The 24,142-nt window shown below is 51.0% G+C and carries 20 protein-coding genes; 13 read left to right on the plus strand and 7 right to left on the minus strand.

The features are described from left to right. The first annotated feature begins 58 nt into the window (after positions 1–58). Complete coding sequence (locus B9D94_RS25745) at positions 59–559, plus strand: sigma-70 family RNA polymerase sigma factor (RefSeq protein ID WP_148248325.1); 501 nt, start codon at positions 59–61, stop codon at positions 557–559. Beyond that, positions 556–1,809: an anti-sigma factor gene (locus tag B9D94_RS25750; protein ID WP_148248326.1), complete on the plus strand. Its 1,254-nt coding sequence runs from the start codon at positions 556–558 to the stop codon at positions 1,807–1,809. Before B9D94_RS25745 ends, B9D94_RS25750 begins: the two co-directional genes overlap by 4 nt. Before the next feature lie 127 nt (positions 1,810–1,936). Here the strand turns inward: B9D94_RS25750 and B9D94_RS25755 are convergent, their stop codons facing one another. Then, entirely contained in the window at positions 1,937–2,131 is a 195-nt protein-coding gene (locus B9D94_RS25755) for a hypothetical protein (RefSeq protein WP_148248327.1), read from the minus strand. Between the two features lie 209 nt (positions 2,132–2,340). Here B9D94_RS25755 and B9D94_RS25760 point away from each other — a divergent pair, with 209 nt between their 5' ends. After that, complete coding sequence (locus tag B9D94_RS25760) at positions 2,341–4,800, plus strand: UvrD-helicase domain-containing protein (RefSeq protein ID WP_148248328.1); 2,460 nt, start codon at positions 2,341–2,343, stop codon at positions 4,798–4,800. 86 nt (positions 4,801–4,886) lie between these two features. On the opposite strand, the gene B9D94_RS25765 is transcribed toward B9D94_RS25760, so the two are convergent. Continuing rightward, entirely contained in the window at positions 4,887–6,614 is a 1,728-nt protein-coding gene (locus tag B9D94_RS25765; protein ID WP_051449343.1) for a phospho-sugar mutase, read from the minus strand. A 43-nt stretch (positions 6,615–6,657) separates the two neighbouring features. Next, positions 6,658–7,689, minus strand: coding sequence for a LacI family DNA-binding transcriptional regulator (locus B9D94_RS25770; RefSeq protein ID WP_228029888.1), 1,032 nt, complete (start codon positions 7,687–7,689; stop codon positions 6,658–6,660). Between the two features lie 353 nt (positions 7,690–8,042). On the opposite strand from B9D94_RS25770, the gene B9D94_RS25775 reads away from it, so the two are divergent. The 9 genes from B9D94_RS25775 (at position 8,043) to B9D94_RS25815 (ending at position 18,122) form a co-directional block, all read left to right on the plus strand. Then, the gene (locus tag B9D94_RS25775) at positions 8,043–9,362 is read left to right on the plus strand and encodes an ABC transporter substrate-binding protein (protein WP_006207933.1); all 1,320 of its coding nucleotides are present in this window, start codon (positions 8,043–8,045) and stop codon (positions 9,360–9,362) included. A 5-nt stretch (positions 9,363–9,367) separates the two neighbouring features. Then, complete coding sequence (locus tag B9D94_RS25780) at positions 9,368–10,246, plus strand: carbohydrate ABC transporter permease (protein WP_234972779.1); 879 nt, start codon at positions 9,368–9,370, stop codon at positions 10,244–10,246. After that, a complete protein-coding gene (locus B9D94_RS25785; protein WP_006207931.1) occupies positions 10,233–11,072 on the plus strand; it encodes a carbohydrate ABC transporter permease in 840 nt (279 codons plus the stop codon). The genes B9D94_RS25780 and B9D94_RS25785 overlap by 14 nt, the downstream gene beginning before the upstream one ends. Positions 11,073–11,218: 146 nt before the next feature. Next, on the plus strand, positions 11,219–12,859 hold the full coding sequence (locus B9D94_RS25790) for a glycoside hydrolase family 13 protein (protein WP_148248329.1): 1,641 nt from the start codon (positions 11,219–11,221) through the stop codon (positions 12,857–12,859). A 36-nt stretch (positions 12,860–12,895) separates the two neighbouring features. Next, positions 12,896–13,846, plus strand: coding sequence for an MTP-1 family protein (locus B9D94_RS25795; RefSeq protein WP_152824835.1), 951 nt, complete (start codon positions 12,896–12,898; stop codon positions 13,844–13,846). A gap of 55 nt (positions 13,847–13,901) precedes the next feature. Continuing rightward, positions 13,902–14,963: a BtaManbiosPhlase gene (locus B9D94_RS25800; RefSeq protein WP_148248330.1), complete on the plus strand. Its 1,062-nt coding sequence runs from the start codon at positions 13,902–13,904 to the stop codon at positions 14,961–14,963. Positions 14,964–15,314: 351 nt separating this feature from the next. After that, entirely contained in the window at positions 15,315–15,722 is a 408-nt protein-coding gene (locus tag B9D94_RS25805) for a VOC family protein (RefSeq protein WP_006207927.1), read from the plus strand. A gap of 287 nt (positions 15,723–16,009) precedes the next feature. Then, complete coding sequence (locus tag B9D94_RS25810) at positions 16,010–17,512, plus strand: MDR family MFS transporter (RefSeq protein WP_036643867.1); 1,503 nt, start codon at positions 16,010–16,012, stop codon at positions 17,510–17,512. Positions 17,513–17,516: 4 nt separating this feature from the next. Beyond that, the gene (locus tag B9D94_RS25815) at positions 17,517–18,122 is read left to right on the plus strand and encodes a PadR family transcriptional regulator (protein WP_036643869.1); all 606 of its coding nucleotides are present in this window, start codon (positions 17,517–17,519) and stop codon (positions 18,120–18,122) included. A gap of 86 nt (positions 18,123–18,208) precedes the next feature. Here B9D94_RS25815 and B9D94_RS25820 read toward each other — a convergent pair whose 3' ends face one another. The 3 genes from B9D94_RS25820 to B9D94_RS25830 form a co-directional block, all read right to left on the minus strand. Further along, a complete protein-coding gene (locus B9D94_RS25820) occupies positions 18,209–19,039 on the minus strand; it encodes an aldo/keto reductase (protein ID WP_006207924.1) in 831 nt (276 codons plus the stop codon). Positions 19,040–19,285: 246 nt separating this feature from the next. After that, positions 19,286–19,657 carry a hypothetical protein gene (locus B9D94_RS25825; RefSeq protein ID WP_006207923.1) on the minus strand — a complete coding sequence of 124 codons (372 nt, stop codon included), beginning with the start codon at positions 19,655–19,657 and terminating at the stop codon, positions 19,286–19,288. A gap of 100 nt (positions 19,658–19,757) precedes the next feature. After that, positions 19,758–20,342 carry a nitroreductase family protein gene (locus tag B9D94_RS25830; RefSeq protein WP_036643872.1) on the minus strand — a complete coding sequence of 195 codons (585 nt, stop codon included), beginning with the start codon at positions 20,340–20,342 and terminating at the stop codon, positions 19,758–19,760. Between the two features lie 327 nt (positions 20,343–20,669). On the opposite strand from B9D94_RS25830, the gene B9D94_RS25835 reads away from it, so the two are divergent. Then, positions 20,670–22,670 (plus strand): alpha/beta hydrolase family protein, encoded by a 2,001-nt coding sequence (locus tag B9D94_RS25835; protein WP_076151189.1) that lies wholly within the window; start codon positions 20,670–20,672, stop codon positions 22,668–22,670. Between the two features lie 242 nt (positions 22,671–22,912). Here the strand turns inward: B9D94_RS25835 and B9D94_RS25840 are convergent, their stop codons facing one another. Further along, positions 22,913–24,073: an N-acetylglucosamine-6-phosphate deacetylase gene (locus tag B9D94_RS25840; RefSeq protein ID WP_148248331.1), complete on the minus strand. Its 1,161-nt coding sequence runs from the start codon at positions 24,071–24,073 to the stop codon at positions 22,913–22,915. Positions 24,074–24,142: the final 69 nt, after the last annotated feature.

Genomic DNA, 24,142 nt, shown 5'->3' on the forward strand with positions numbered 1-24,142 from the left:
TTTATATCCCTTGTAACTTTTTGCTCCGGTTATACGTGTTTCATATAGAGAGGAGGACATGAAACTGAACAGTCTGGAGTCGATTTATCAACATTATGTGAAAGACGTTTACCGTTACTTGTACTCCCTCTCTTATGACCACCATACGGCAGAGGACCTGGTTCAGGAAACCTTCTACCGGGCTTATCTGTATCTGGAGGATTGGAAGGAAGAACGAATCAAGCCATGGCTATTTCGGGTTGCCCATAATGCTTATGTGGATTACCAACGCAAAGCCAGCCGCAGTACCGTGAAGGAAGCTGTTTTTTTCGAACAGGTGGCTGACCGTGATACGCCGGAGAACACCCTGCTTCAGCAAGAAGTCCGGCATGAAATCGGCCAGATGCTGACGGCTATTCCGGAGAATCAGCGCCAGGCGATTATCTTGGTGGATTTTCATCAATTCACCTACCAGGAGGCGGCGGATATTATGGGCATCACCTTATCCCATATCAAGATTTTGCTATTTCGGGCCAGACAGCGGCTGCGAGACATGAAACGAAAGGAAGAGACGTTATGAGCGAAGAATTCAAGCAGCGACTGAAGGATTACGCAGACGGCCGTTTGAGTGACGAGGAAAAATTCGAAGTCGAGCGGGAAATGGAAAAGCTGGAAGAATACCAGGCTTTCCTGGATGAATGGATGGATAACACAGGCTCTAATAATGTTATGCCCAAGCGCCCCGACGATCAAAGCACCCTCTCCCCCAAAAAAGAAAAACGGATCGTCCGCCGAGGCAAATGGAGAGCACGGGTCTCTAACACGCTGACGGTTATATCCCTGCTTCTAATTGTTACGGTCATTAGTTCCATTGTAACGGCGCTATTCTATGGTACTGGAAACCCGAGCCGGAACGATAAATACCGGGATGCCATTGCTTCCGCCATCTCGATCTCCAAACCTAACATAGATGTTTCGCTAAGCAGTCAGGGCAAAACCTTCTTCAGTCAGGAAATGTCCGGGGACATGCTCAAACAAGTGGGGAGTGAACGGGTTCCAGTGGGTCAATACACCGTCAACTTCCTGTTTGGACTACCGTCGGTCGAAATGGATTGGAGAGATGGCAGCTCGGGTTCGTCACAGATGTTCTATCGTCCAAAAGATAGCTCAGAGACTTCTTCTGCAGGCGAAGAGGAAGCTGAACGAGAAAAGCTTGAGGAACCAAAGAGCGGTGACTCTTCCACCAAGAGCGGTGACTGGTCCCGGCTTGAAAAACTGCCGGAGGGTACTGTAGCCGAGGCCTATGTTTCATTTAACCGTTTCTTCACAACCGACGAGCTGCTGAAGCAATTTGAGAACCGGAATATGGAGTCCGTCTGGTTTGCGGTTGACAACGGACCGGATACCCGATTCGGTGGGGAAGACGAAGTAATCTCGAATCCCATCGGCTTCCCGGCTTACCCTGTCTGGCATCATGACGACTTGACCGTGACCTCCTATAAGGAAGAAAAAAGAGGCTGGTTCGGCAAAGTCGTGTCCAGTGGCGGACACTACCCTTCAGTAGAAACCTACGGGGACGGGGAGCTTCGGAATGAGCATTTCAAGAAATCGCTGCGGCTTCTGCAGGAGTACGAACTGATTGCCGAGCGGGTTGCTCCGTTCGTAGACGTAGACGCTTCCTTAGCTTATGTGGAGCAAAACGGCGTTCACCTCTATGGCGCTGTCATAACCGGCCCCGTCAAGGAACTGCTCACCCTCCGGGAGGTCTCCTGGGTGCGTGACCTGCGGGTCGGGGAAGTACAGCTGTGGAATTGGAGCGATGCACAGTGAATGATGACTATCCTGTTACAGGAATTAGGATGAAATGACAGATCATATATCATCGTTACCTCATCCCGGGTCTCCCGCTTCTGAGAGGAATCCGGGATTTTTTTATTATTCATATAAATAATTCAGATCATAAAGGATCTTCGCCCTTATCGCTGCTCTCATGCGACAATGCCTCCATTCGCTGCTGTTTCTCCCGCTCCTCCCGCACTTTACGATCCCTCTCCATCGCTTCAGTTATGTAATCGCGCGGTTTAAGCTTGCCGTTTATGTTCAGAAGAATGCCGATGATAATGAGCTGTAATAATACAATAACAACCAGCATGTGGCCCCTCCTTTAGATTTCGCATGTTAAAATTTCTCCATCAATATAACACTTTCCGATCTATAAAGTTAGTCCTATTCACAGTATCAAGCTCCCTTTCAATGGCTGCCAGCCCATGTCTCATCCATATCCTGCGCTTTGCCAGACTTGCGAGAATCCGGTAAACTGGTTAAGACTATAACCGAAATACGAAATGATTGGTGAATTTCATGAAATCCATACCCTTTTATAAACGCCCGTACGGCGGTGAGCGTCAGGATATTCCGTTTGCCAAGCTGGCTTCCTTCGAGAACAGCCAGGACCTGATCAGCGATGACGCGCCGGATGCGGCTTTTTTTCGCGGCTTGGAATCGCAGGGGCTGCTGCTGAACCGAGCCCAGATCCAGGCCGTACGACATACGCAAGGACCGCTGCTCACGCTTGCCGGAGCCGGCTCCGGCAAGACTTCCGTGCTGGTAAGCCGGACAGGCTACCTCATCGCTGCCCAGAGGGTCGATCCTGCTTCCATCCTGCTGGTCACCTTCTCATCCAAGGCAGCAGCCGAGATGAAGGAGCGTATTATGGCGCTTCCCGGCCTAAGAGCTAATGAAACCGCCAAGGTAACGGCAAGAACTTTTCACTCCTTCTTCCTGTACCTGCTGCGAACGCGAGGTTACAAACAAGAAATTCTCAGCAACTCCAGGCATCAGCAATTCATTATGAAGCGAATCCTGCGGGAAATGGGATTACAGGACAGCTACGAGGCGGAAACCCTGCTCTCGCTGTGGTCCGCTTACAGGATGAGTTTGACCGGTCTTGACGACTTGTCCGTGAAAACCCCTGCCGAAGTGGAGCAAAGACAAATCTTCGCCCGATATGAAGCATGGAAGGAAGATCATGGCCAGATGGATTTTGACGATATTCTGGTCTTGTCCTACCGTCTGCTGTCTAATGACCCCGGACTTCTTGCCTCCCTTCAGCGGCGGTATCGTTATGTCATGGTCGACGAGTTTCAGGATACAGGACTGCTGCCTTATGAGCTGCTGAAGAAAATCGTCGCTCCCCACCGCAACCTGATGGTGGTCGGTGACGATGACCAGACCATATACGGCTTCAACGGCGCGCGCAACGAATTCATTCTGGAATTCGACCAGACGTTCCCCGGGGCCAAGGTGGTGACGCTGGATATTAATTATCGCTCCCTCTCCTCGATTGTCGGGCTCGGGAATGAAATAATTCGCGTCAATGAACGCCGCCGGCCCAAGCAGCTTCAGTCCACCCGCAAGAGCAGCGGCGTGCCGCTGTATCTTCGTCCCGGCGATCCCGACCAAGAAGCGGAGCTGCTCCTGACCCATATCACCGCGCAGGTTCAGGAGCATGGGACGCCATATCGTGATCATGCGATTCTGTACCGGACCGCGAATAACAGCCGAGCGATCTTCGAGCAGCTCGTGATGCGGGAGATTCCGTTCATTCATTACGAGAACGGAGATCTGTTCTATGAGCAGTGGATTGTCAAACCGCTCATGGACCATCTGCGGCTGTCGCTGGACCGCCGCAATTTCACGGCGATGGAGGGTATGCTCCACACCCTTTACATCAACCGGGACAAGGGCATGGCCTTCATCCGGCAGCAGGATGCTCCGCGTCCCAAGAAAGGTCCTCTTTCCCACCTGCTCACGTTTCCCGGTCTTAAGGATTTTCAGATCGAGAATATAAGGACGCGCTCCAAGCTCATCAAGGGACTTAAGGCGATGGAGCCCCTTCAAGCCGTGCAGGAAATGAGGCGGCAATTCTACGACAAATTTCTGGAGGCGGACGAGCGTCAGGAGATGACCCTCCATAAGGAATTTATACAGGAGGGACTCGATGAACTGGAGGCTTCGGCAAAGCGCTTCAGCGAAATCAGCGAATTCGTCGAGTTTGTCGACCGGCTGATCATCGTTCATAAGGAAATGGCGGCTATGAAACGGGACGAGCACGCAGATGCGGTCCGGTTAATGACCATCCATAAATCCAAGGGGCTGGAGTTTCCCTCGGTCTGTCTCATCGGGGCAAGCGAAGGCATCCTCCCGCATACGTCGGCTCTGGATGCTGAGCGCAGGGACGATCAGCGCCCTCTATCGGGCAAAGAGGATAAGGCGCTTGACGCGCTGGAAGAAGAGCGGAGATTGGCTTATGTAGCCATCACAAGAGCACGGGATGAATTGATTATCAGTTCACCCGGCTTTTATCGGGGACGGAAAGCGGAGGTTTCCCGCTTCTTCCGGGATGTGTTCCTCACAGATGAACAGAGCAAGCAAGGCAATAGCATACCTGGCAAGGTCGGTGGATCGATGGCCCGCCCATCCTTTACGGCTAAACGGACGATTAGCATAGAAGCCTCGGCCAAGCACTCATCCCTATCCCCTTCTACCAGACCAGCCCTTGCGAGTGCTGCTGGCCATAGAAACCAGAGCTCGCGCTCGGTTTCGGCTTCCAGCTCGCTCAGTCAGACTGCCAGCGTTGCTACAGAGATCGTTGATGTGTGGCTGTGCACCAGCACAAACTGTAAGGGCTGGCAGCGGGTCAGCCCCCCTACCTCTGCTGACATACGAGACCAGGAGAACAAAGCCTGTCCCTTATGCCAATCGCCTATGAAACGGGGGCAAAAAGAGGTCCCGGTGCATCAAAGGCGCCCAAATTCGTAATGTTGGAAAAACATCATGATCAAAAAAGACTGAGCCTTCCCCGTTCTTCATCGAACGGTCAGGTTCAGTCCTTTATTCTACTTTCTCTATTTCTGAAACGGCTCGATATAGGCATCAATTCGAGCCATGACATCTTGAGTAAGCGCAGCGATCCTCGCCTGTGCCTCCTCATTGGTGCTTCCCTGAGCTGCAAAATACATCTTGATCTTCGGTTCCGTGCCGGATGGGCGAAGACAGAACCAGCTTCCATCTGCGAGACGGAACTTCAGCACATTCTCTTGCGGCAGATCATACAGTCCCAGGCTGAAATCCTCGATTTGACTAAGCTCGATACCCCCTACTTCATTTGGTGCCGATTCGCGCCAAGCGCTCATGATGCCCCCAATCAGCTGTACGCCTTGAATGCCCTTAAGCGTTCTGGTCTCCAGCTTCTCGGCAAAATAGCCATAGGTATCGTAGAGTTCCTGGAGCACTTCATATAAGGACTTGCCCTGCGCTTTATAATAAGCGCCAGCCTCCGCAATGAGCATTGCGGCAACGACAGCGTCCTTGTCACGGGCATAATTACCGGCAAGATAGCCGTAACTCTCCTCATAGCCAAAAATACATTCAAATTCTCCGGTTTTCTCAAACTGCGTCATTTTCTCACCAATATATTTAAACCCGGTCAGCGTATTAAATACGGACATTCCATAAGCTGCTGCTATGGCAGCTCCCATCTCACTGGTTACAATCGTTTTGATGATAGCACCGTTCTCCGGCAGCGTTCCTTTTTGCTTCATGGATTCTAGCAAGTAGTGCAACATGATAGCGCCCGACTGATTACCGCTGAGGATAAAATACTCCTCTTGATCGTCTTGAATCACAGCGCCCATACGGTCGGCATCCGGATCGGTACCGAGGATGAGGTCGGCGCCGCACGCCTTAGCCTGGGTGATGGCCAACTCAAACGCGGCATGCTCTTCCGGATTAGGCGATTGTACGGTTGAGAAATCGGCATCCGGCTGCTCTTGTTCGGGCACGATATCCACATGCTGAAATCCAAGATGCTGCAGCACTGCACGTACGGGAACATTACCAGTTCCGTGCAGGGGCGTAAATACAATCCGGTAATCGCCGCTCGCTTCACGAATGATTTCGGGATTTTGGCTCACACCTGCAACAGCAAGGGTATACGCATCATCAATCTCTTGGCCGAGCCATACGAGCAAGCCCTGGGCTTCGGCCTCTACCCGATCCAGCTTAACGATCTCCTCGAAAGAGCCGATGCGTCCGATCGCTTCGATTACCCTGGAGGCCGTATCGGGTGTGATCTGCCCGCCATCCGCACCGAACACTTTATATCCGTTGTATTCCGGTGGATTGTGGCTGGCCGTAATGACTATTCCCGCCTCCGCATTCAGATGCCGAACCGCATACGACAGCTCAGGTGTCGGACGAAGTGAATCGAATACATAAGCCTTAACGCCATTCCCGGCAAACACCAAAGCGGCTTCAAGCGCAAACTCCGGTGAGAAATGCCGGGAGTCGTAAGCGATTACTGCTGAAGGCGATTCATACTCCTCTTGCAGCACAGCAGCAAGTCCTTGCGTCGCTTTTCCCACGGTATAAATGTTGATTCGATTAGTGCCTGCGCCGATGACTCCCCGGAGTCCCCCGGTTCCGAATTCCAGATCCTTATAGAAACGATCTACGATTTCATTCTCGTTATGCGTTAATTCGCGAAGCTCGTCCTTGGACCCTTCGTCAATTACCCGGCTGCTCAGCCATTGTTCGTAAGCCTGTATCGCTCGTTCTTGAGTTTGAATGGTCATGCTAAACTCAGCCTCCATCTTGGGAATCATCCGTTCATTATAGTCAATCGCGCGGGGCTGCCGTTGAATCGCGCTCAATGAGTGTTGTCGGCAGCAGCAGCTCCATGTGCGGCGCATCGGGCTGCTTCATTCGCCAGAACAGCTGCCGGATCGCTGTTTTACCGAACAGACCGAGATCTACCCCCATGGTGGTGGTCTTCGGCGTAGCCAATCTGGATAGCTGGCCATTATCAAAGCTGATAATCGAAATATCGGCCGGAATATGATAACCCATATTACGAATGGTGGAATTCACGATAAAACCAAGACCGTCATTCACACAGAACCATGCGGTTGGCTGTTCATCCAGCTCCTGCAGCCGCTTCTCCATAAACTCCTGATCTTCCTGCGCATCGCTAAGAATCCAATTCGGTTGGAGTTCCATCCCAAGTTCATAGTGGGCAAGTCTGAATCCTTCAAGGCGTTCGTAATAGCTTGGAGAGAAGGACGTATTTCCAACAAAACCAATGTCTCTATGTCCGAGCTCGTAGAGATGTTTAACGACATGATAGGCACTGAACCGGTTGTTCGTAAGAATAGCATCGGCCTGCACTTCGGGATGGTGATGATCGATAAGCACGGTAGGAATCCCCGTGTCGATTAGCGTGTTCATATATTCGGTACTGAGATGCGAGAGGATCAGAATCCCGTCCACTTCTCTTCCCTCAATAAAAGGGGGGAGCGTCTGATCCTTCATCATCTGCTGGGAAATGGATTGAATGAGCAGCTTCTTCCCTCTCTTCTGCACTTCATTTTCTATCGTAAGGTAGATTTCCCCGAAAAAGCCCCGCATCGAGAAGGCAAAATCCGTTGCTACAAGAGCAATACTGCCTGTAGATTCTTCCTTGTCCTCCTGGTCCGGGAATCGTTTGCGATTACCCGTATAGACATAGCCTAACTCATCCGCCGCTTGAATGATGAGCTTGCGCGTCTCCTCGCTGACACCGCCTTTACCTGATAGTGCTTGCGAAACCGAGTTCTTGGAGATTTGCAAGTGGTCTGCGATATCCTGCATCGTAATTTTTGGCTTAGTCAAGGATAACGTTCCTTTCTCTTTATAGTAAGAATAGTTGTATAGGGTGAATGGATTCTCATCATACTATACCGAAAACCATCAGAGATTTGAAAGCTTCTTGGCTTAACATTACAAACATTATTTTAACATTACAAGTTTAATGTGTAAAGTGATATATTTGTGTAATTTACCTCACAGGAATTAATTGTTTGTTGTATTCTACATGATAAAGCGTTGACAAAAGCATGATTCATGAATAATAATGTTGATATAACGCTTTCAGTAATGAGTAATTATATTTTGTAACGTTACAAAGATAGCGATTTAAACTTCCGTTAATGGAAGACACATTGCATTTGGGAGGAAGGGTCAACATGAAAAAATCAAGAGTTTCTTTGCTTCTGGCAATTACATTGGTAGGTGGAACGGTCCTCGCAGCTTGTGGTAATGGCGGCGGCAGCGGGGGGCAAAGCGCTGATGGTGTAACTACCGTTGAGTTCTGGGCCGCTCCTAACCCGCCGCAGCAAGCATTTTGGCAAGAGATGGCCAAAGAATACGAAGCTGTGAATCCGGACGTAAAGGTTAACGTTAGCGCCATTAAAGAATCACCAAGTTCCGAAGCGAGTATTCAGGCTGCCATTGCTGGCGGGAATGCACCGACGGTAGCAGAGAATATCAATCGTGGATTCGCTGCGCAGCTATCCAACAGTAAAGCGCTGGTCGCTCTTGATGAACTGCCGCAATTTAAAGAGATGGTAGAGTCCCGTAACATGGCGGAAACGATTGCCCCTTGGGAATTTGCAGACGGCCATCAATATGTACTGCCGATCTACTCTAACCCGATGCTCATTGGCTGGCGTACCGATTTCCTCAAAGAAATCGGATATAATGAGCCGCCTCAAACCTACAGTGAGGTTCTGGAAGCAACAGCGAAGCTGAAAGCAAAATATCCGGATAAATATATGTGGGCCAAAGGCGCTGACCTTGCGGACCCTACAGCTTGGAAACGCTGGTTTGACTTCTTCCTGCTCTACAATGCAGCTTCAGACGGCAACAAATTCATTGAAGGCCAAAACCTGGTTGCTGACGATAAAGCCGGCGTTGAAATGCTGACTTTTGTCGATGATCTTCGCAAGGCTGGCGGCATATTGGCCCAGAATGCAACCGATCCATTCGAAACCGGCGCCGGTGTGTTCACTGATATCGGTCCTTGGACATTCGATATGTGGGCAACGAAGTATCCTGAACTTAAATATGGAGAGAACTTCACCCTAACCCTGCCTCCGGTTCCGGATCATATGGATCCGGCCAATGCCAAAACCTATGCGGATGCAAAAGGCCTCGTGATTTTCTCCGGTGCTCCTGAAGCGTCGCAGCAAGCTGCTGCCGAATTCTTGAAATGGGTTTATGCCAATGAAGAAAATGACGTGAAATGGTTTAAGCAAACCAACCTGCCGCCGGCACGTGATGATCTGAATGAAGTGGAAGGCTTCAAGCAGATCCTCGCTGAAAAACCGGAGCTGGCTCTGTATGCGGAAGCGGTATCCAAAGGCGTTCCTGCCATGGATAATCCAAAATTCAATGAACTGCAAACTTTAATTGGACAAGAGGCCTTCAATAAGGTCATTCGCGGCGAAATCGATCCGCAAACCGGTTGGAATAACATGAAGAAAGCGATTGAAGGTGAACTTTAATCATGATTAATAAGCAAAATAATAAGTTGGGCTGGCTTTTCGCCAGTCCCTACATTATTTTCGGACTGGTATTTTTTCTGGGACCACTGCTTTGGTCCTTGTACCTTTCTTTTACGAATTGGGATCTTATCGCCCCCGAATTTGATTTTGTGGGACTGGACAATTTCCGAAAAGCCATGGCAGCGCCCGGTGTGCAATCCGCCTTCTGGGTGACTTACAAATTCATGATGCTGTTTGTTCCACTGGTAACCGCCATGTCGCTGGCCGTAGCCGTTGTTATTCAGGGATTGCCTAAATTCAAAAGCGTATACCTGATCGGGTTCTTCCTGCCGTATCTATCCTCAGGAGTTGTTGCATCCCTGATCGTACAAGGCTTTCTATCTTACAACAGCCCGGTCAACGAGTTCTTAAGAGGCACCTTCGGGATTAATATCGACTGGCTCGGCTCACCTTTCTCTGCACTGTTTATCGTCGGTTTGATTCTGGCCTGGAAGTTCACAGGTTATTATGCGTTGATCCTGACGTCGGGTCTTGAAAGCATTGACAAAGAAGTTTATGAAGCAGCTGCCATTGATGGGGTAAGCGACAGACAGCGCTTCTGGAAAATCACACTGCCGCTCTTGTACCCTGCCCTGTATACAACACTCATTCTTTCGTTCGGCGTAACCTTCGGCATCTTTACAGAAGTTTACCAGCTGACGGGTGGCGGACCGAACTTCGCAACCAATACATGGCAGATGGAAATCTTTAATCAAGCCTTTACGAATCTGCAAGCAGGATATGCATCCGCGATTGCCATTATGGCATCGATTGTCACGTTCATCTCGATCTTCGTGATTCGTAAACTGCTGGAAAGCTGGGGGAAACGAAATGGTTGGGTCTAAGAAAAATAGTAAACGTCGTCTCGCGAGCCGCTATGTACTGGCCACCCTTCTGCTTCTCGTCATGGTGTACCCCTACTTGTACATGGTGCTCAACTCGTTTGCGGATTGGGCACAAGTGGACAGGCAGCTCGTTCCAAGCAAATTTTCTTTAAAATCCTATGAATGGCTCCTGACCGGCGGCGAGGTCGGCATTGCCCGTCCCTGGATGAATGCATTCTTCAACAGCGTCATCGTTTCAGTTGCCTCCACCTTCCTTATGATGTTGTTCGGAATCATGGTAGCCTATGCGCTGTCCAAATTGAAATTCCGCGGACGCGATACCGTGAATAACTTCGTGTTATTCCATATGTTCTTCCCGGCGATCATTCTGCTGATTCCAAACTTCCTCATCATCCAGAAGGTAGGACTTTACGATACGTACTGGGCCATGATCATTCCTAAGGCCGTCAGTTTATGGGCGATTTTCATGTACACCAACTTCTTTAAAGCTGTTCCGGATGCCTTTATTGAAGCAGCGAAGCTGGATGGCGCATCGGATTTTAAAATTTTGTACAAAATCATGCTGCCCATGTCCAAGTCCATAACCGCGGTTATCTTCCTGTTCTTGCTAATGGAGCGCTGGACAGAGCTTCTATGGGATATGATCGTTGTTCGCAGCGACAACATGCTGACACTCAACGTTCTCTTGTCCCAGATGTTCGGACCGTATGGCAGTTATCCTGGTCCGCTGTATGCTGCATCCGTCCTACTCACCGTGCCGATTATTATCATGTTTGCAATCTTCGGCAAAAAGTTCAAGGAAGGCATGCAGTTCAGTCTCAAATAAAAACAGGATATTTTCGAAATAACGTCCGATGGCTGCAGGAAGCTCGTTTAAGAGGTCTGTACTTTACATTACAACCTGCTATTCGGGCTTCTTCTTAAATAAAGGGTGAAAACAGAAAACACCTTTCATCCGGGAGTGGAGAACGTATGGATCGATATCCAAAAAAGTGGTGGCAGGAAACCGTCTTTTATGAAATTTATATGCCCAGCTTCTGTGATGGCAATGGGGATGGCATCGGAGATTTCCCCGGAATCACATCCAAGCTGGATTACCTGGAGGAGCTAGGAATCGGCGGGATATGGCTGACTCCCTTCTATCTGTCTCCCAAGATCGATAACGGCTACGATATTTCAGACTATTACGCGGTCGATCCGCAATATGGGACGATGGCAGACTTCGATTATTTCATTCATGAGGCTCATCAGCGGGGCATCCGGGTCATTGTGGATCTTGTGCTGAATCATACTTCATCTGCCCATGCCTGGTTTCAGGAATCCAGATCCTCTCGCCTCTCTCCGAAACGCGACTGGTATATTTGGAAGTCTCCTGATGAACAAGGCGCACTGAATAACTGGGAATCCTTTTTCGGCGGAAGCGCCTGGGAATGGGATGAAGGCACGGGGCAGTATTACTACCATGCCTTTGCGAAGGAACAGGCTGATCTGAACTGGGCCAACCCGGAAGTCCGCCGGGCGATGAAGGATGTTATGGGATTTTGGCTGGAGAAGGGAATCGACGGCTTCCGGCTTGATGTCATCAATTTTCTTAAAGTCTCGGGCGAATTCCTGGATAATCCGGTAGATGAGAAAGGCAGACAGGTCCATCGATACGATCAGAACCAGGATGGGATCCTGGAGGCGATCGGCGACATTTGCGGCTATGTGCATGAACGGGAAGGCATTTTTATGGTAGGTGAAGTCGGCTCTGAGGATATGGACATCCTGCGCCGATACAGCGGCAGCGGTCTGCTCGATGTGGTGTTTAATTTCAATCTGGGCAGCCAGGAACGATTCCGGCCAGCGGATTTATATCGAGAGCTCCAATTGATGGAAGACCAACATACATCTGACCAGCTTCCAACCTTGTTCTTCAGCAGCCATGATAGGCAGCGCCACATTTCGAGATTCGGCGAAGGTAATACGGAGCTGGAAGAACAGAGAGCCAAGCTGATGGGAGCCCTTATGTTAACCGCGAAGGGTATCCCCTTCCTCTATTATGGCGATGAGATCGGGATGAGAAACCATATCGCGCACCGAATCCAGGATATGCGGGATATTCAAGGCATCAGCCATTATGAGATCGCCCTTAAGAATGGAAAAACGGAAGAAGAAGCATTAAGCATCGCCCGGGCCAAGAGCCGCGATTATTCCCGTTCCCCCATGCAGTGGAATGGAAGCCGTTACGGCGGTTTCTCGGAAGCGGCACCCTGGATCGGGATGGGTCCCGGGCACGAACGGATTCATACGGAAGCGCAGCGGGAGCAGCCAGATTCCATTTATTCTTTTTATAAAAAGCTGCTCTCGCTCCGAAGCCGATATCCGGCCATCGCGGCCGGTGAATACGTTAAACTCGAACGATTGACAGGTGACGCAATCGCATATACCAAACGCTCCGGTAGCGATGAAGCCGTCATCGTGCTCCAGTTCGGGAGCGAGCCGCTTAGGCTGGACCTCTCCTATTGGTCCGATAAGAAGCTGGAGATGGCAGCGGCTAGTGACGAGATTGTACCGATCGGCAGGTCTCTTATCGAAATCCCCCCTCATACGGCAGTGGTCTGGCTTTCCTAGGACGCAATTATTATATGGTTTATATAAGGAGGCTGCATGACAGTGGCAATGAATAAATCCGCAGTGAAAACATGCAAAGTGCTGTTGCAAGAATATCAAGACAGGAAGTCTAACGTTCAAAACCCGGTTAAACTGCATTTTACCGGCGTAGGCGACAAAGACGTTTATAACATCACGGCTCCATTCCGGATCGATGGGGTCACCGTGATTGCAGGCCGGGTGGAATCGCGGGACAGCGAGCATTCGGAAATTCACTTTTTTATGGAAAAGGACGGGGCCTGGATGCCCCTGGGGGGCGCACCTGTCCTCACGCTGCAGGATCCGTTCTTTACCTTCATCCAAGGCGAACTGGTGCTGGGGGGCGTTGAGATCTTCCCGCATCCTGCGATGGAGAATGCGCTGATGTGGAGAACCGTGTTCCGGAAAGGCAAAACGCTGAATGAGCTCTCCCCTTTCTTCACAGGCCCCGATGCAATGAAGGATCTACGCCTCGCGGAGCTGGTAAGCGGTGAGATTGGCGTGTTCACCCGTCCTCAAGGTGAAAAAGGCGGCCGGGGTAAAATCGGGTTCACCAAGGTAAAGTCGCTGGATGATGTGACGGTAGAGCTTGTGAACGATGCTCCTCTCTTGCCAGATCAATTTATCGATTCAGAATGGGGCGGGGCTAACGAACTGCACATTCTGAGAAATGGGCTTGTCGGCGTACTCGGTCATGTGGCCAGCTTCGATGAAGCCGGTGATCGCCACTATTATCCCATGGTGTTTGCCCTCGACCCGCAGACTGGCGAATTCAGTGATATGGAATTGATTGCTGTACGTGCCGAATTCCTGTCGGGGGAAACCAAGCGTCCGGATCTGGCTGACGTCGTATTCAGCGGAGGTCTCGTTCGCCATTCGAACGGAACCGCCGATCTCTATGCCGGAATCAGCGATGCCGAAGCACATCGCATCACCATTCAGGACCCATTCCTCAAGTTCGAACAGTAACATTACAGCCGTTCTCATATAAAAAAAACGCTTATTTGGATAGGGGTAAACAACCATGAATATATACAGATATGAGGAGAACCCTCTCATTACACCGGCTGATGTGAAGCCGTATCATGAAGGTTTTGAAGTAATTGGCGCTTTTAACGCAGGCGTAGCCGAATATAACGGTGAGGTGCTGTTGCTGCTCCGCGTTGCGGAACGTCCGGTCAGTGCTGACCCGATTATTGTCAAAGCGCCTGTATTCAACGCAGCAACGCAGAAGCTGGATATTTTGGAATTCCGTACCGATGATCCGCGTTATGACTTCTCAGACCCTCGCGTCATTCGCAATGTGAATCACAGCGCCACCTTCGAATATCTGACATCCTTGTCTTATATTCGAGTGGCTCGCAGCAAAGATGGACATCGATTTACCATAGATGACAAGCCGCTGGTCTATCCAGCGCAGTCGCTGGAATCCTTCGGTATCGAAGATCCACGCGTCACGCAAATTGGGGATACGTATTATATCTACTTCTCCGCCGTGTCCCCGGTCGGTGTCGGTGAATCGATGGTATCCACACAGGATTTCGTGAACTTCACGCATCACGGGATGATATTCGGACCGGACAACAAGGACGTGCTGATCTTCCCCGAGAAGATAGGCGGCAAATACTATGCGCTGCACCGCCCGACCACAAAGAGTACGGGTAATCCGGAAATGTGGATTGCAGAATCCGATAACCTCTTGTACTGGGGCAACCATAAACATCTTGCCGGACTCCGTGACGGCATGTGGGACAGCGGCCGTATGGGCGGCGGAGCCGTGCCATTCCGCACGGAAAAGGGCTGGCTGGAGCTCTACCATGGCGCAACGCTCGATCACCGCTACTGCATGGGCGCCCTGCTGCTGGATCTGAACGATCCATCCAAAGTAATTGCCCGCTCCAATCATCCGATCATGGAGCCGGAAGCCGATTATGAGAAGAACGGTTTCTTCGGAGACGTGGTCTTCTCCTGCGGCGCGCTGGTGGATGGCGATGTCGTGAAGATGTATTACGGCGTAGCCGATACGTCCATGGCTTGCGCTGAGCTGAGCGTGAAGGGAATTTTGGATAGCCTGACTTACGAATAAGATGTCTGCCTGTCCAACAGGCCCTGCTGATAGCAGTACCGCATCATGATTGTTGACACAGCAGCATGAAGATAACACCACTGCGTGATGTTGACACCCAAACCAAGGCCAGCTTTAGCAGGTCTTGGTTTTTTGGCATCTGCATATGATGGTATATTGATATCACACTACACGGGATGCCGAAATGACTTAGCCTGAAGAAGCACAGCTGCTGATCCCCAAGGATAACATCCGGGTTTATTTCTCCGATTTTGCAAATATATATATGGAAGCGTATACAAAATGGGCTACAATAGTCTTATGAAATCATCTGATCTCAAGCTTATATTCATACCGAGGAGGAATGCCGTCATGATTAAAGGAATCGCCCATCTGGCGTTTGATGTTGCCGATATGGAGAAGTCCCTGCATTTTTACTGCGACGTTCTTGGCTTTACCCGCGCTTTTGATATCCCGAACGATCAGGGCGAGCCATGGATTGAGTACATTAAGGTGTGTGATGGACAGTTTATCGAGTTGTTTTACGGTGGTCAAAATAAACCGGCACATGTACAGCGGCCTGTCGGGTTCTCCCATCTCTGTCTTGAGGTTCAAGATATCGACAGCTTGGCGGAGCATCTTCGCAAGCAGGGCATAACACTCGACGTTGAACCCGTTCAAGGGAAAGACTTCAATATGCAGTGCTGGGCCAGGGACCCGGACGGTAACCGGATCGAATTCATGCAGCTAGACGCCAGATCCCCGCAGATGAACAGCTGAATACACTCGCTCTCATCCTGTTATCACACGAAATACCGCATAGGAATAACAAAATTTCTGCTAGGCAGCTTGATGTAAAGATACGCTCTGGCAGCTGCTTGATTGCGTTACAAGGTCATCCCGCAATTAGGGGGTTGGCCTTGTTTTTTCTTGTCCAGAATGTAAGGACAGGCAGTGCCATTAAACATCTTGCCAACATCTGCTAATCCGGCTACAATATAACCACCGAATTATTCAAATTTGAATAATATATACATAGTTGAATATGGAAAAGGAGTATTCTTAACATGAATGCACAACAAAGCAACATCAAATTGGTCGTGGCCGGTCTGCTGCTGGGCATCTTCATGGCCGCCATCGATAACACGATTGTAGCCACGGCTTTATCGACGATTATCCGCGATCTTCAGGGCTTCGACCAAGTCGTCTGGGTAACCTCGATCTACATGGTTGCCGTAATGGCCGGCACACCGATCTTCGGCAAGCTGTCCGATATGTACGGGCGGAAACGGTTCTTTATATTCGGGCTGGTTGTCTTCCTGATCGGTTCCGCCCTCTGCGGGATGGCCAACAACATGACAGAGCTTATTATTTACCGGGCGATTCAAGGAATCGGCGGCGGTGCTCTTATGCCGATTGCGTTTACCATCGTGTTTGACCTGTTCCCGCCGGAGAAGCGCGGTAAAATGACGGGTTTGCTCGGTGCCGTATTCGGTACCTCCAGCATTATGGGACCGCTGCTGGGTGCTTTTATTACCGATAGCGTTGGCTGGGAATGGATATTCTACGTCAACGTTCCAATCGGGATCGTATCCTTTATTTTCATCATGACTTCCTATAAGGAGACCCGTTCCCATGCCAAGCAGAAGATTGACTGGACGGGAGCCGCAACACTTGTAGGTGCCATCATCTGCCTAATGTTCGGTCTGGAGCTGGGCGGGCAAACCTTTGCATGGGACTCACCGCAAATTTTGGGCTTATTCGGGGGATTCATTGCCCTGTTCGTTGTGTTTCTCTTCGCGGAGACCCGGGCAGCTGAGCCGATCATTTCGTTCCAGATGTTCCGCAAGCGCCTGTTTGCCTCGAGCAATATCGTGGCCTTGTTCTATGGCGCAACCTTTATCGTGGCAACCATCTACATTCCGATCTTTGTTAGCGGAGTGTATGGCGGAACCGCAACCAATTCCGGCCTCATTCTGATGCCGATGATGCTCGGCAGCGTTGCCGGCAGCCAAGGCGGCGGTATGCTCACAACTCGAACTTCGTTCAGGAACATTATGATCCTGTCGGTGTTTTGCTTTATTGCGGGTATTTTCTGCCTGAGCACGATAAATCCTGATACGCCTCGCTACCTGTTGACGATCTTCATGGTCCTGACCGGCTTTGGCGTCGGGTTCTCGTTCTCCACCCTGAGCATGGCCTCCATCCATAACTTCGATGCCAGACAGCGTGGTGCAGCCACTTCGACGAACTCCTTCCTCCGCTCGTTCGGCATGACGGTCGGGATCACCATTTTCGGTATCATTCAGCGCAATGGCCTGAACAGCCGACTTGCTGAAGCCGCAGGGAATGCACCGGCCGGTGTCCCGCTGAATGCGGATGTGGTGCTTTCGCCCGAGGTGATGGGCCAGCTTCCTCCGAACGTACGCGAGCAAGTCACGGTTTCATTGGCCGATTCCATCGCAAATACGTTTATGTGGGCGCTTGTGCCAGCGGTGCTGGCTCTGGTGTTTGTGCTCATGATGGGCAACGAACGGGTGGCCGTTCCTAGTAAGGCCAAGGGAGCCTAGTGGAATGTCGATGAAACTAGCCATTCTGGGTTTGCTGCTGGAGGGTGACTATCATCCGTACGAGATCCGGATCAAGATGAAGGATCGCGGGATGGATCAGTATACCAAACTTCAGATGGGCTCTCTCTATTACGCAGTAGACCGGCTCGCCGAGGACAGATGCATTGAGGCGGTCGAAACCATACACAGCGACAGCCGGCCGGACAAAACCATCTACCGGATCACGGATGCCGGACGCAAGCTTTTTGAACAGCTGCTGCTCAAGAAATTCAGGGACATCGAGCCTGTGCACCACCCGCTCTATATCGCCCTGCCTTTCTCACGCCACGCAGACCCAGCCGTACTTGCCCCTATCCTGCAATCCCGTATCCGGGATGCGGAGCATCGGGTGAATCATGCGTACCAACTGTATGAGGAACACAAACATATCGTTCCCCGCAGCGCCCAGCACCTCATGATCGGGCTGTATGAACACGCCAGGACCGACTTGAACTGGCTAAAAAGACTGCATGAAGACCTCGTGCAAGGAAAGCTTGGCACGATAGGCGAACCGCTGTTTCCGGAGGATGCCTCCGATGAGGAGGATCGCGGAGCCGATTCATCCCTGTAGGTCCTATCTCGGAATATGCAAAAAAAGAGCGAGAACTTCCCGTCAAAAGGGTTGTACTCGCTCTTTTTATAAGATAGAGGCAGATTCTAGAACAGGAATTCGTCCGGATTGGAGCCAAAACGTTTGTTTTGGTTCAAACCGTCAATGGCCGCCATATCCGCTGCAGAAAGCTCGAAATCAAAAATGCCGGCATTCTCACGGATACGATGGTCTTTAATCGATTTTGGAATGACAATAATGCCATTCTGAATATCCCAGCGCAGAATGACTTGCGCCGTTGTTTTTCCGTATTTCTCCGCGATCTGGGCCAGCACCGGTTGATCCAGGTTGCCTTGCATCAATGGACTCCATGCTTCCAGAACGATATGATTCTCGCGCGCGTACCCCAGGAGCTCCTTCTGGGAGAGCAGCGGGTGCAATTCCACCTGGTTCACAACCGGAACAACGCCGGTGTCCTCCATGATATGCTGCAAGTGGCGGATTTGGAAGTTGCTGACGCCGATGGAACGGACAAGTCCTTCCCTTTGCAGATGAATCAAGGCCTTCCACGTATCGAGGTATTTATCTTTTCCCGGCCAGTGCACGAGGTACAGATCAATGAAATCCAGTCCCAGCTTCTTGCGGCTCGTCTCAAAAGCTTGCAGGGTCTTCTCATAACCCTGGTCTTCATTCCATACCTTGGTTGTGATGAACAGCTCGTCCCGCGAAACGCCGGATTCGCGAATAGCTTGCCCCACGCCCTCTTCATTGCCATAGACAGCTGCGGTATCGATGCTGCGGTATCCTGCAGCGATTGCTGATTTTACGGATTGAATAACCTCTTCGCCTTCTTTGGTCTTCCATACGCCGAGGCCCAGCCACGGCATTTTGACGCCGTCATTTAAAGTAGGTCCATCGGTAAAAGTTTGATTGGCCATTGAAGAAATCCCTCCCTGATGTGTAATACTGCGGTTAAAAGCCGCTCTCTTAAGTATATCAAAAGCCCAGTATCCCGCTCAATGTTACATCACATGCCAGGGCTTCATGTTCGGTTTGTGTTTTTTTCCATCTGATCCGGTTGTGATCACGCTTATTAGAGAAAAAAGGGCCGTCCCCAGCAGCCATCAGCCACTTCCAGGTCCAGCCCTTGATTCTTATAATTTGCATGTGCATGCAGCAGGAATCTAATATTTGCGTTTGAAAATCCCAAAACTCAGCAGCCCGCACGATACCATGAACAGATACGGCCCCGCAGCAGCCCCTCTGATTGTCTGCCCAAAAAAATCGACCGTTTTGGACGATACGTACATCATGGTCAAGATAATCGCTGCAAGCGCAAAAGCGTATGCAATAATCTTGTTCATCTTCTTCTCGCGAACCACTTTCAGAAATGGATAGATAAAACATACTATGAAAAACGCGCCGCCCTGCAAAAAGCCGTTCTCTGCAGCCACGCCAATATCCAGCCATTTAAAAAAGAAGGAAGCCAGCGCTAAACAGGTTGCTATAAAAATAAGTTTACTGCCCAGATCCCACAACTTGAATCGAAATTTCATCCATGTACACTCCCCTAGTGTCAATCGCCCGGATGCCATTACACCCTTCGACAAACTTAGGGTTAATTATACCGGATTTTCGCTGCCGAGGGTAGATAAACTACAGGTCTGCAGCACTATTCAGCCATACGGTCTTATTCGCTGCCGGTTGACGTTTTCCTTGCTTCGGCTCCATATCCGGATATCCGATGTACAGGAAGCCCAGCATTTTATCGTCTGGTTTCAAACCAAACGCTTGGTTCATCAGGGCATGAAAGCACGGCTCACCCGTTCTCCACACGGCACCAAGACCAAGCTCATGGATTTGCAGAAGCATATTCTGAGTTGCTGCAAACACCGCTCCGTACTCTTCAAGCTCAATCACCTTCGGGTCCGTGGAAGGCTCAACCGCCACACCGATGACAAGCGGTGCACGATAGGCCTTCGTGCGTCCCGATTCACGAGCTGCAGCTACCACCTCATCGCTGGTATCGTCGCCACCTGCAACCTGTATGTCTCCAAGAGCATTACCCAGCACGTCCCGTCCCTCTCCTTGCATCACAAAAAACTTCCACGGCTCCGTGAGCTTGTGGTTCGGCGCCCAGGTCCCTGCTTCTAAGATTTGCTCAATCCATTCCTGCGGCACGGCGTCAGGCTTGACTTTGCCAAGGCTGCGGCGCGTACGGATCGCTTCACTTACATTCATATCTGATTCCTCCCGAGCTATATATAGTTGATCTTTTTTACATACTCCTAATTGAGAGTCTATCTCAATTATAACAAAAAGAGAAGAGGAACTGCTGCGGAGTCTATCAACCACATTTCATATATAAATTGACCAGCAGAAAATTAACTGGACCTTTTCACTACGAAACCGCTATCTCATTACCTAGTATTATTGTAATTTCCCCCTCTATTTTACTAGCATTTGGATTGAAATGTTCACAATCTACCTCTTTCTTTTGTCTAGATTTTCATACCATTATCTGGGATAATAAAGGTTAACTCACAGAGAAGATTAGGAGGATGATTCATGACTGATAAGCGACTTATAACCCCGGAGGATTTGTACCGGATGCACTGGGTAAATGACCCCGTTGTCTCTCCCGCAAGCGGAGCTATAGCATACGTACATAAATCCGTCAGCGAAAAGTTCGACGGCTACCGCTCCCACATTCGTCTGCTGCCTGCAGTTGGAACCCAGGACATTCCCTTCACATCCGGCGAAGCCGATGCTGCACCTGCTTGGTCCCCCGACGGGTCAGAGCTCGCCTTCCTGCGTAAAAAAGGCGACAAGCCACAGATATGGATCATGCCTGCCAACGGAGGGGAAGCCCGCCCGGTTACCGACATGAAGCATGGTGTCAGTGCATTTAAATGGTCACCGGACAGCACGCGCCTTCTGATTCGAAGTGAGGCGGAAGCAGCGGAGTCTACCGAAAGCGAAGACCAAGGCAAAGACGATAAAAATAAGCTGCCCGAAGAAAAGATCATTAACCGCATTAAATATAAAGCCGATGGCGGCGGATTGTGGAATGGACGTAGAAATCATCTATATATCGTGAATCCGGCAACGGAGGAATGCAAGCAAATAACTGATGGCGATTATGACGTATATGCCTTCGCCTGGTCGCCGGATGGCGGCCACATCGCATACAGCAACAGTCTAGCCACGGAGCAGTTCCCGGATCCCGATCTGCGTTTGACCAACGATGTATTCGTGATGGACCTCACGGACAAATCCGTAACCGAAATAACGGACGGAACGCTGTCGATCGGGTCCATTGTTTTCACTCCGGATGGGCAGTATGTTCTTATGCTCGCCAGCGATCTCAGCTGCGGGTTTGCCACGCTGACCAAGATTCATCTCGTTCCGCTCTCCGGTGGAGAATCCCGTGTCCTCTTTACGGACATGGATGTTCAGCTAGGGCACGCCGCTGTAAGTGATATGAGATCCGGTGCAGGAACGCCTCCTCTGTTCAGCAAGGACGGTCAATCGGTATACCTCCAGCTTAGCCAGGACGGCGGCGTGCATATCGGACGTTTTGCACTGGACGGCTCATCTTTTGACCTGGTGGTATCGGGTGAACGCGAGGTATATCAATTTGCTTTAACTCCTGAGGATACAATCATTTTTGCCGCTGCTGACCTGCTCCAGCCCGGCGATCTGTTCAGCTACTCTGCAGCCGAGGACAAAGAACGCCGCCTGACCCACTGCAATGAAGAGCTCTGGAATGAGATTACGTTAAGCACGCCGGAGTCCTTTACGTTCCATACCTCCGATGGCTGGCCGATTCAAGGCTGGATCATGAAGCCTGCAGGCTTTACCGAAGGCTCCAAAGTTCCGGCCGTGCTTGAGATTCACGGTGGACCTCAAGCCATGTACGCTCACACGTTCATGCACGAATTCCAGCTGCTTGCTGCAGCCGGTTATGCTGTATTCTATACAAACCCCCGGGGCGGGCACGGGTACGGTCAGGTACACGTTAATACTGTCAGAGGAGATTACGGCGGACGTGACTATCAGGACCTGATGGAAGCTGTGGATTATGTTCTCGATACCTACACATATATTGATGCCTCCCGTCTTGGTGTCACCGGCGGCAGCTACGGCGGCTTCATGACCAACTGGATCGTGGGTCATACCGACCGCTTCCAAGCGGCAGTAACCCAACGTTCAATATCGAACTGGATTTCCTTCTACGGGGTCAGCGATATCGGTTACTCATTCACGCAGGATCAGATTTGGGGCAATCCGTGGGATGACCTGGAGAAGCTGTGGAAGCATTCACCTCTCGCTTACGTGAAGGACATGAACACCCCGCTCCTCATCCTTCATGGAGAACAGGATCTCCGCTGCCCGATCGAGCAGGGCGAACAGCTGTTCATCGCCTTGAAGCGGCTCGGGCGGGAAACCCAGCTGATCCGCTTCCCGGGAGCGGACCACAACTTGTCCCGTAGCGGCCACCCGCATCTGCGGGTAAAACGCTTGAGCCATATTGTCCGCTGGTTCGAAGAACATATCGAAAAATAGAACAAAGCCAAAAAACATCCCCGTGTGTGTCGCGCCACATCGGGGATTTTTTATGGCTGTTCGGCTGGGCGAAGGAGCGCGGCTGATCTGTAGAGCCTGCGAGCGCGGCGGTCGCTCTGCAAGTCCCTTTTAGGGACTTGCGCGGCCTGCGGGCGCGGCGGTTCGCGCTCATACTTTACACTCACACCCCGACGGAAAGTGAAATACTTCCCACGCTTCCCCTCTCGTTCACCATCCGGACATCAAACAGATCTATACACCGTCTCACCTGCAACTACGGTCTCCCGGATAGACATATTCGTCCCGTCCGCATGGCAATCGAACAGTGTCAGGTTCGCCGGACGACCAATGTCCAGCTCACCTAATTGCGGCACATTCAACACCATTGCCGGGCGGCTTGTGACCGCGCTTATCGCTTCCGCCAGCATCATGTCCGTATAGCGAATCGCATTCGCAACACCGACGTCCAGGGAAGAAGCGGAACCGGCCAGTATCGCCGGATTCTCTACCGTATGCAGGCGGCCGTCTGCCGTCAGTTCCACTGCGCCTCCGATGAGGCTGCTGTACTGTCCGGGGGCCATGCCGCCGAACATGACGGCATCGCTAACGAGCACTGCTTTCTCCCGTTTAGCTCGCAGCATGGCTTTCAGCACGGACGGTGCCAGATGGTGTGTATCCGGGATAAAGGTTGCCCATAACCGGTCATCAGCCAGCTGATGCCAGATATAGTTGGGGTGCCGCGGCAGAATCGGCTGTGAGCCGTTCCCCAGATGGGTCGACACCGTCGCCCCTGCCTGCACCGCTTGCTCGATCTGCTCCCCTGTAGCCATCGTATGCCCGATCGCTGCCACAACGCCTGATTTAACCAGTTTCTCAATAAAAGGAACCGCCCCCTCACGCTCCGGCGCAAGTGTTACCATCCGAATTAGCCCGTCCGCCGCATCCTGGAGCCGCTGAAACTCATCCCAATCCGGATTTCGGACGTACTCTCTCGGATGCGCCCCACGACTGCCGTCTTCACCGGATAGATAAGGTCCCTCCATATGAATGCCTGCAATTGAGGCACTTCCCAAATGCCTGGATTGGACATATTGGGATAAAGCGGTGAATGCCTGACGCATCCGGTCGTAACTGCCTGTAATGACGGTTGGCAAATAGGAAGCAACGCCCCGGCGATGCAGCGCCAGCGTCACGCCTTCGATATCACTCCTCGATGTCACGGTGCCGTTCAAATCGTAGCCGCCAAAACCATTGACCTGCAAATCGATCCAGCCGCAGCTGATCCAGGGCAGCTTCGCCGATGTCTCATGCTGACCCAACGGCCGCACATCCGCGATTCGTCCATCTAAAGCCTCTATTTCTACCAGTGCCCCGGTGTGCGGGAGCTTACCTCGCCACAACATAGGCGTCCCCCTAACTGTTCTATACTTGTTCTTCGCATAAATGAACTCGATATCTGTGCAAGTTCATTA

The organism is Paenibacillus sp. Cedars (genome assembly GCF_003184205.1).
GTDB lineage: Bacteria > Bacillota > Bacilli > Paenibacillales > Paenibacillaceae > Paenibacillus_AQ > Paenibacillus_AQ glucanolyticus.

Bases quoted from the DNA above. Each gene is read 5' to 3' on its own strand.
- B9D94_RS25760 (WP_148248328.1), top strand. From the start codon at position 2,341: ATGAAATCCATACCCTTTTATAAACGCCCGTACGGCGGTGAGCGTCAG.
- B9D94_RS25750 (WP_148248326.1), top strand. From the start codon at position 556: ATGAGCGAAGAATTCAAGCAGCGACTGAAGGATTACGCAGACGGCCGT.
- B9D94_RS25785 (WP_006207931.1), top strand. From the start codon at position 10,233: ATGGTTGGGTCTAAGAAAAATAGTAAACGTCGTCTCGCGAGCCGCTAT.
- B9D94_RS25820 (WP_006207924.1), bottom strand. From the start codon at position 19,039: ATGGCCAATCAAACTTTTACCGATGGACCTACTTTAAATGACGGCGTC.
- B9D94_RS25795 (WP_152824835.1), top strand. From the start codon at position 12,896: ATGACAGTGGCAATGAATAAATCCGCAGTGAAAACATGCAAAGTGCTG.
- B9D94_RS25810 (WP_036643867.1), top strand. From the start codon at position 16,010: ATGAATGCACAACAAAGCAACATCAAATTGGTCGTGGCCGGTCTGCTG.
- B9D94_RS25755 (WP_148248327.1), bottom strand. From the start codon at position 2,131: ATGCTGGTTGTTATTGTATTATTACAGCTCATTATCATCGGCATTCTT.
- B9D94_RS25835 (WP_076151189.1), top strand. From the start codon at position 20,670: ATGACTGATAAGCGACTTATAACCCCGGAGGATTTGTACCGGATGCAC.
- B9D94_RS25840 (WP_148248331.1), bottom strand. From the start codon at position 24,073: ATGTTGTGGCGAGGTAAGCTCCCGCACACCGGGGCACTGGTAGAAATA.
- B9D94_RS25745 (WP_148248325.1), top strand. From the start codon at position 59: ATGAAACTGAACAGTCTGGAGTCGATTTATCAACATTATGTGAAAGAC.
- B9D94_RS25830 (WP_036643872.1), bottom strand. From the start codon at position 20,342: ATGAATGTAAGTGAAGCGATCCGTACGCGCCGCAGCCTTGGCAAAGTC.
- B9D94_RS25825 (WP_006207923.1), bottom strand. From the start codon at position 19,657: ATGAAATTTCGATTCAAGTTGTGGGATCTGGGCAGTAAACTTATTTTT.
- B9D94_RS25805 (WP_006207927.1), top strand. From the start codon at position 15,315: ATGATTAAAGGAATCGCCCATCTGGCGTTTGATGTTGCCGATATGGAG.
- B9D94_RS25775 (WP_006207933.1), top strand. From the start codon at position 8,043: ATGAAAAAATCAAGAGTTTCTTTGCTTCTGGCAATTACATTGGTAGGT.
- B9D94_RS25815 (WP_036643869.1), top strand. From the start codon at position 17,517: ATGTCGATGAAACTAGCCATTCTGGGTTTGCTGCTGGAGGGTGACTAT.
- B9D94_RS25800 (WP_148248330.1), top strand. From the start codon at position 13,902: ATGAATATATACAGATATGAGGAGAACCCTCTCATTACACCGGCTGAT.
- B9D94_RS25765 (WP_051449343.1), bottom strand. From the start codon at position 6,614: ATGACCATTCAAACTCAAGAACGAGCGATACAGGCTTACGAACAATGG.
- B9D94_RS25790 (WP_148248329.1), top strand. From the start codon at position 11,219: ATGGATCGATATCCAAAAAAGTGGTGGCAGGAAACCGTCTTTTATGAA.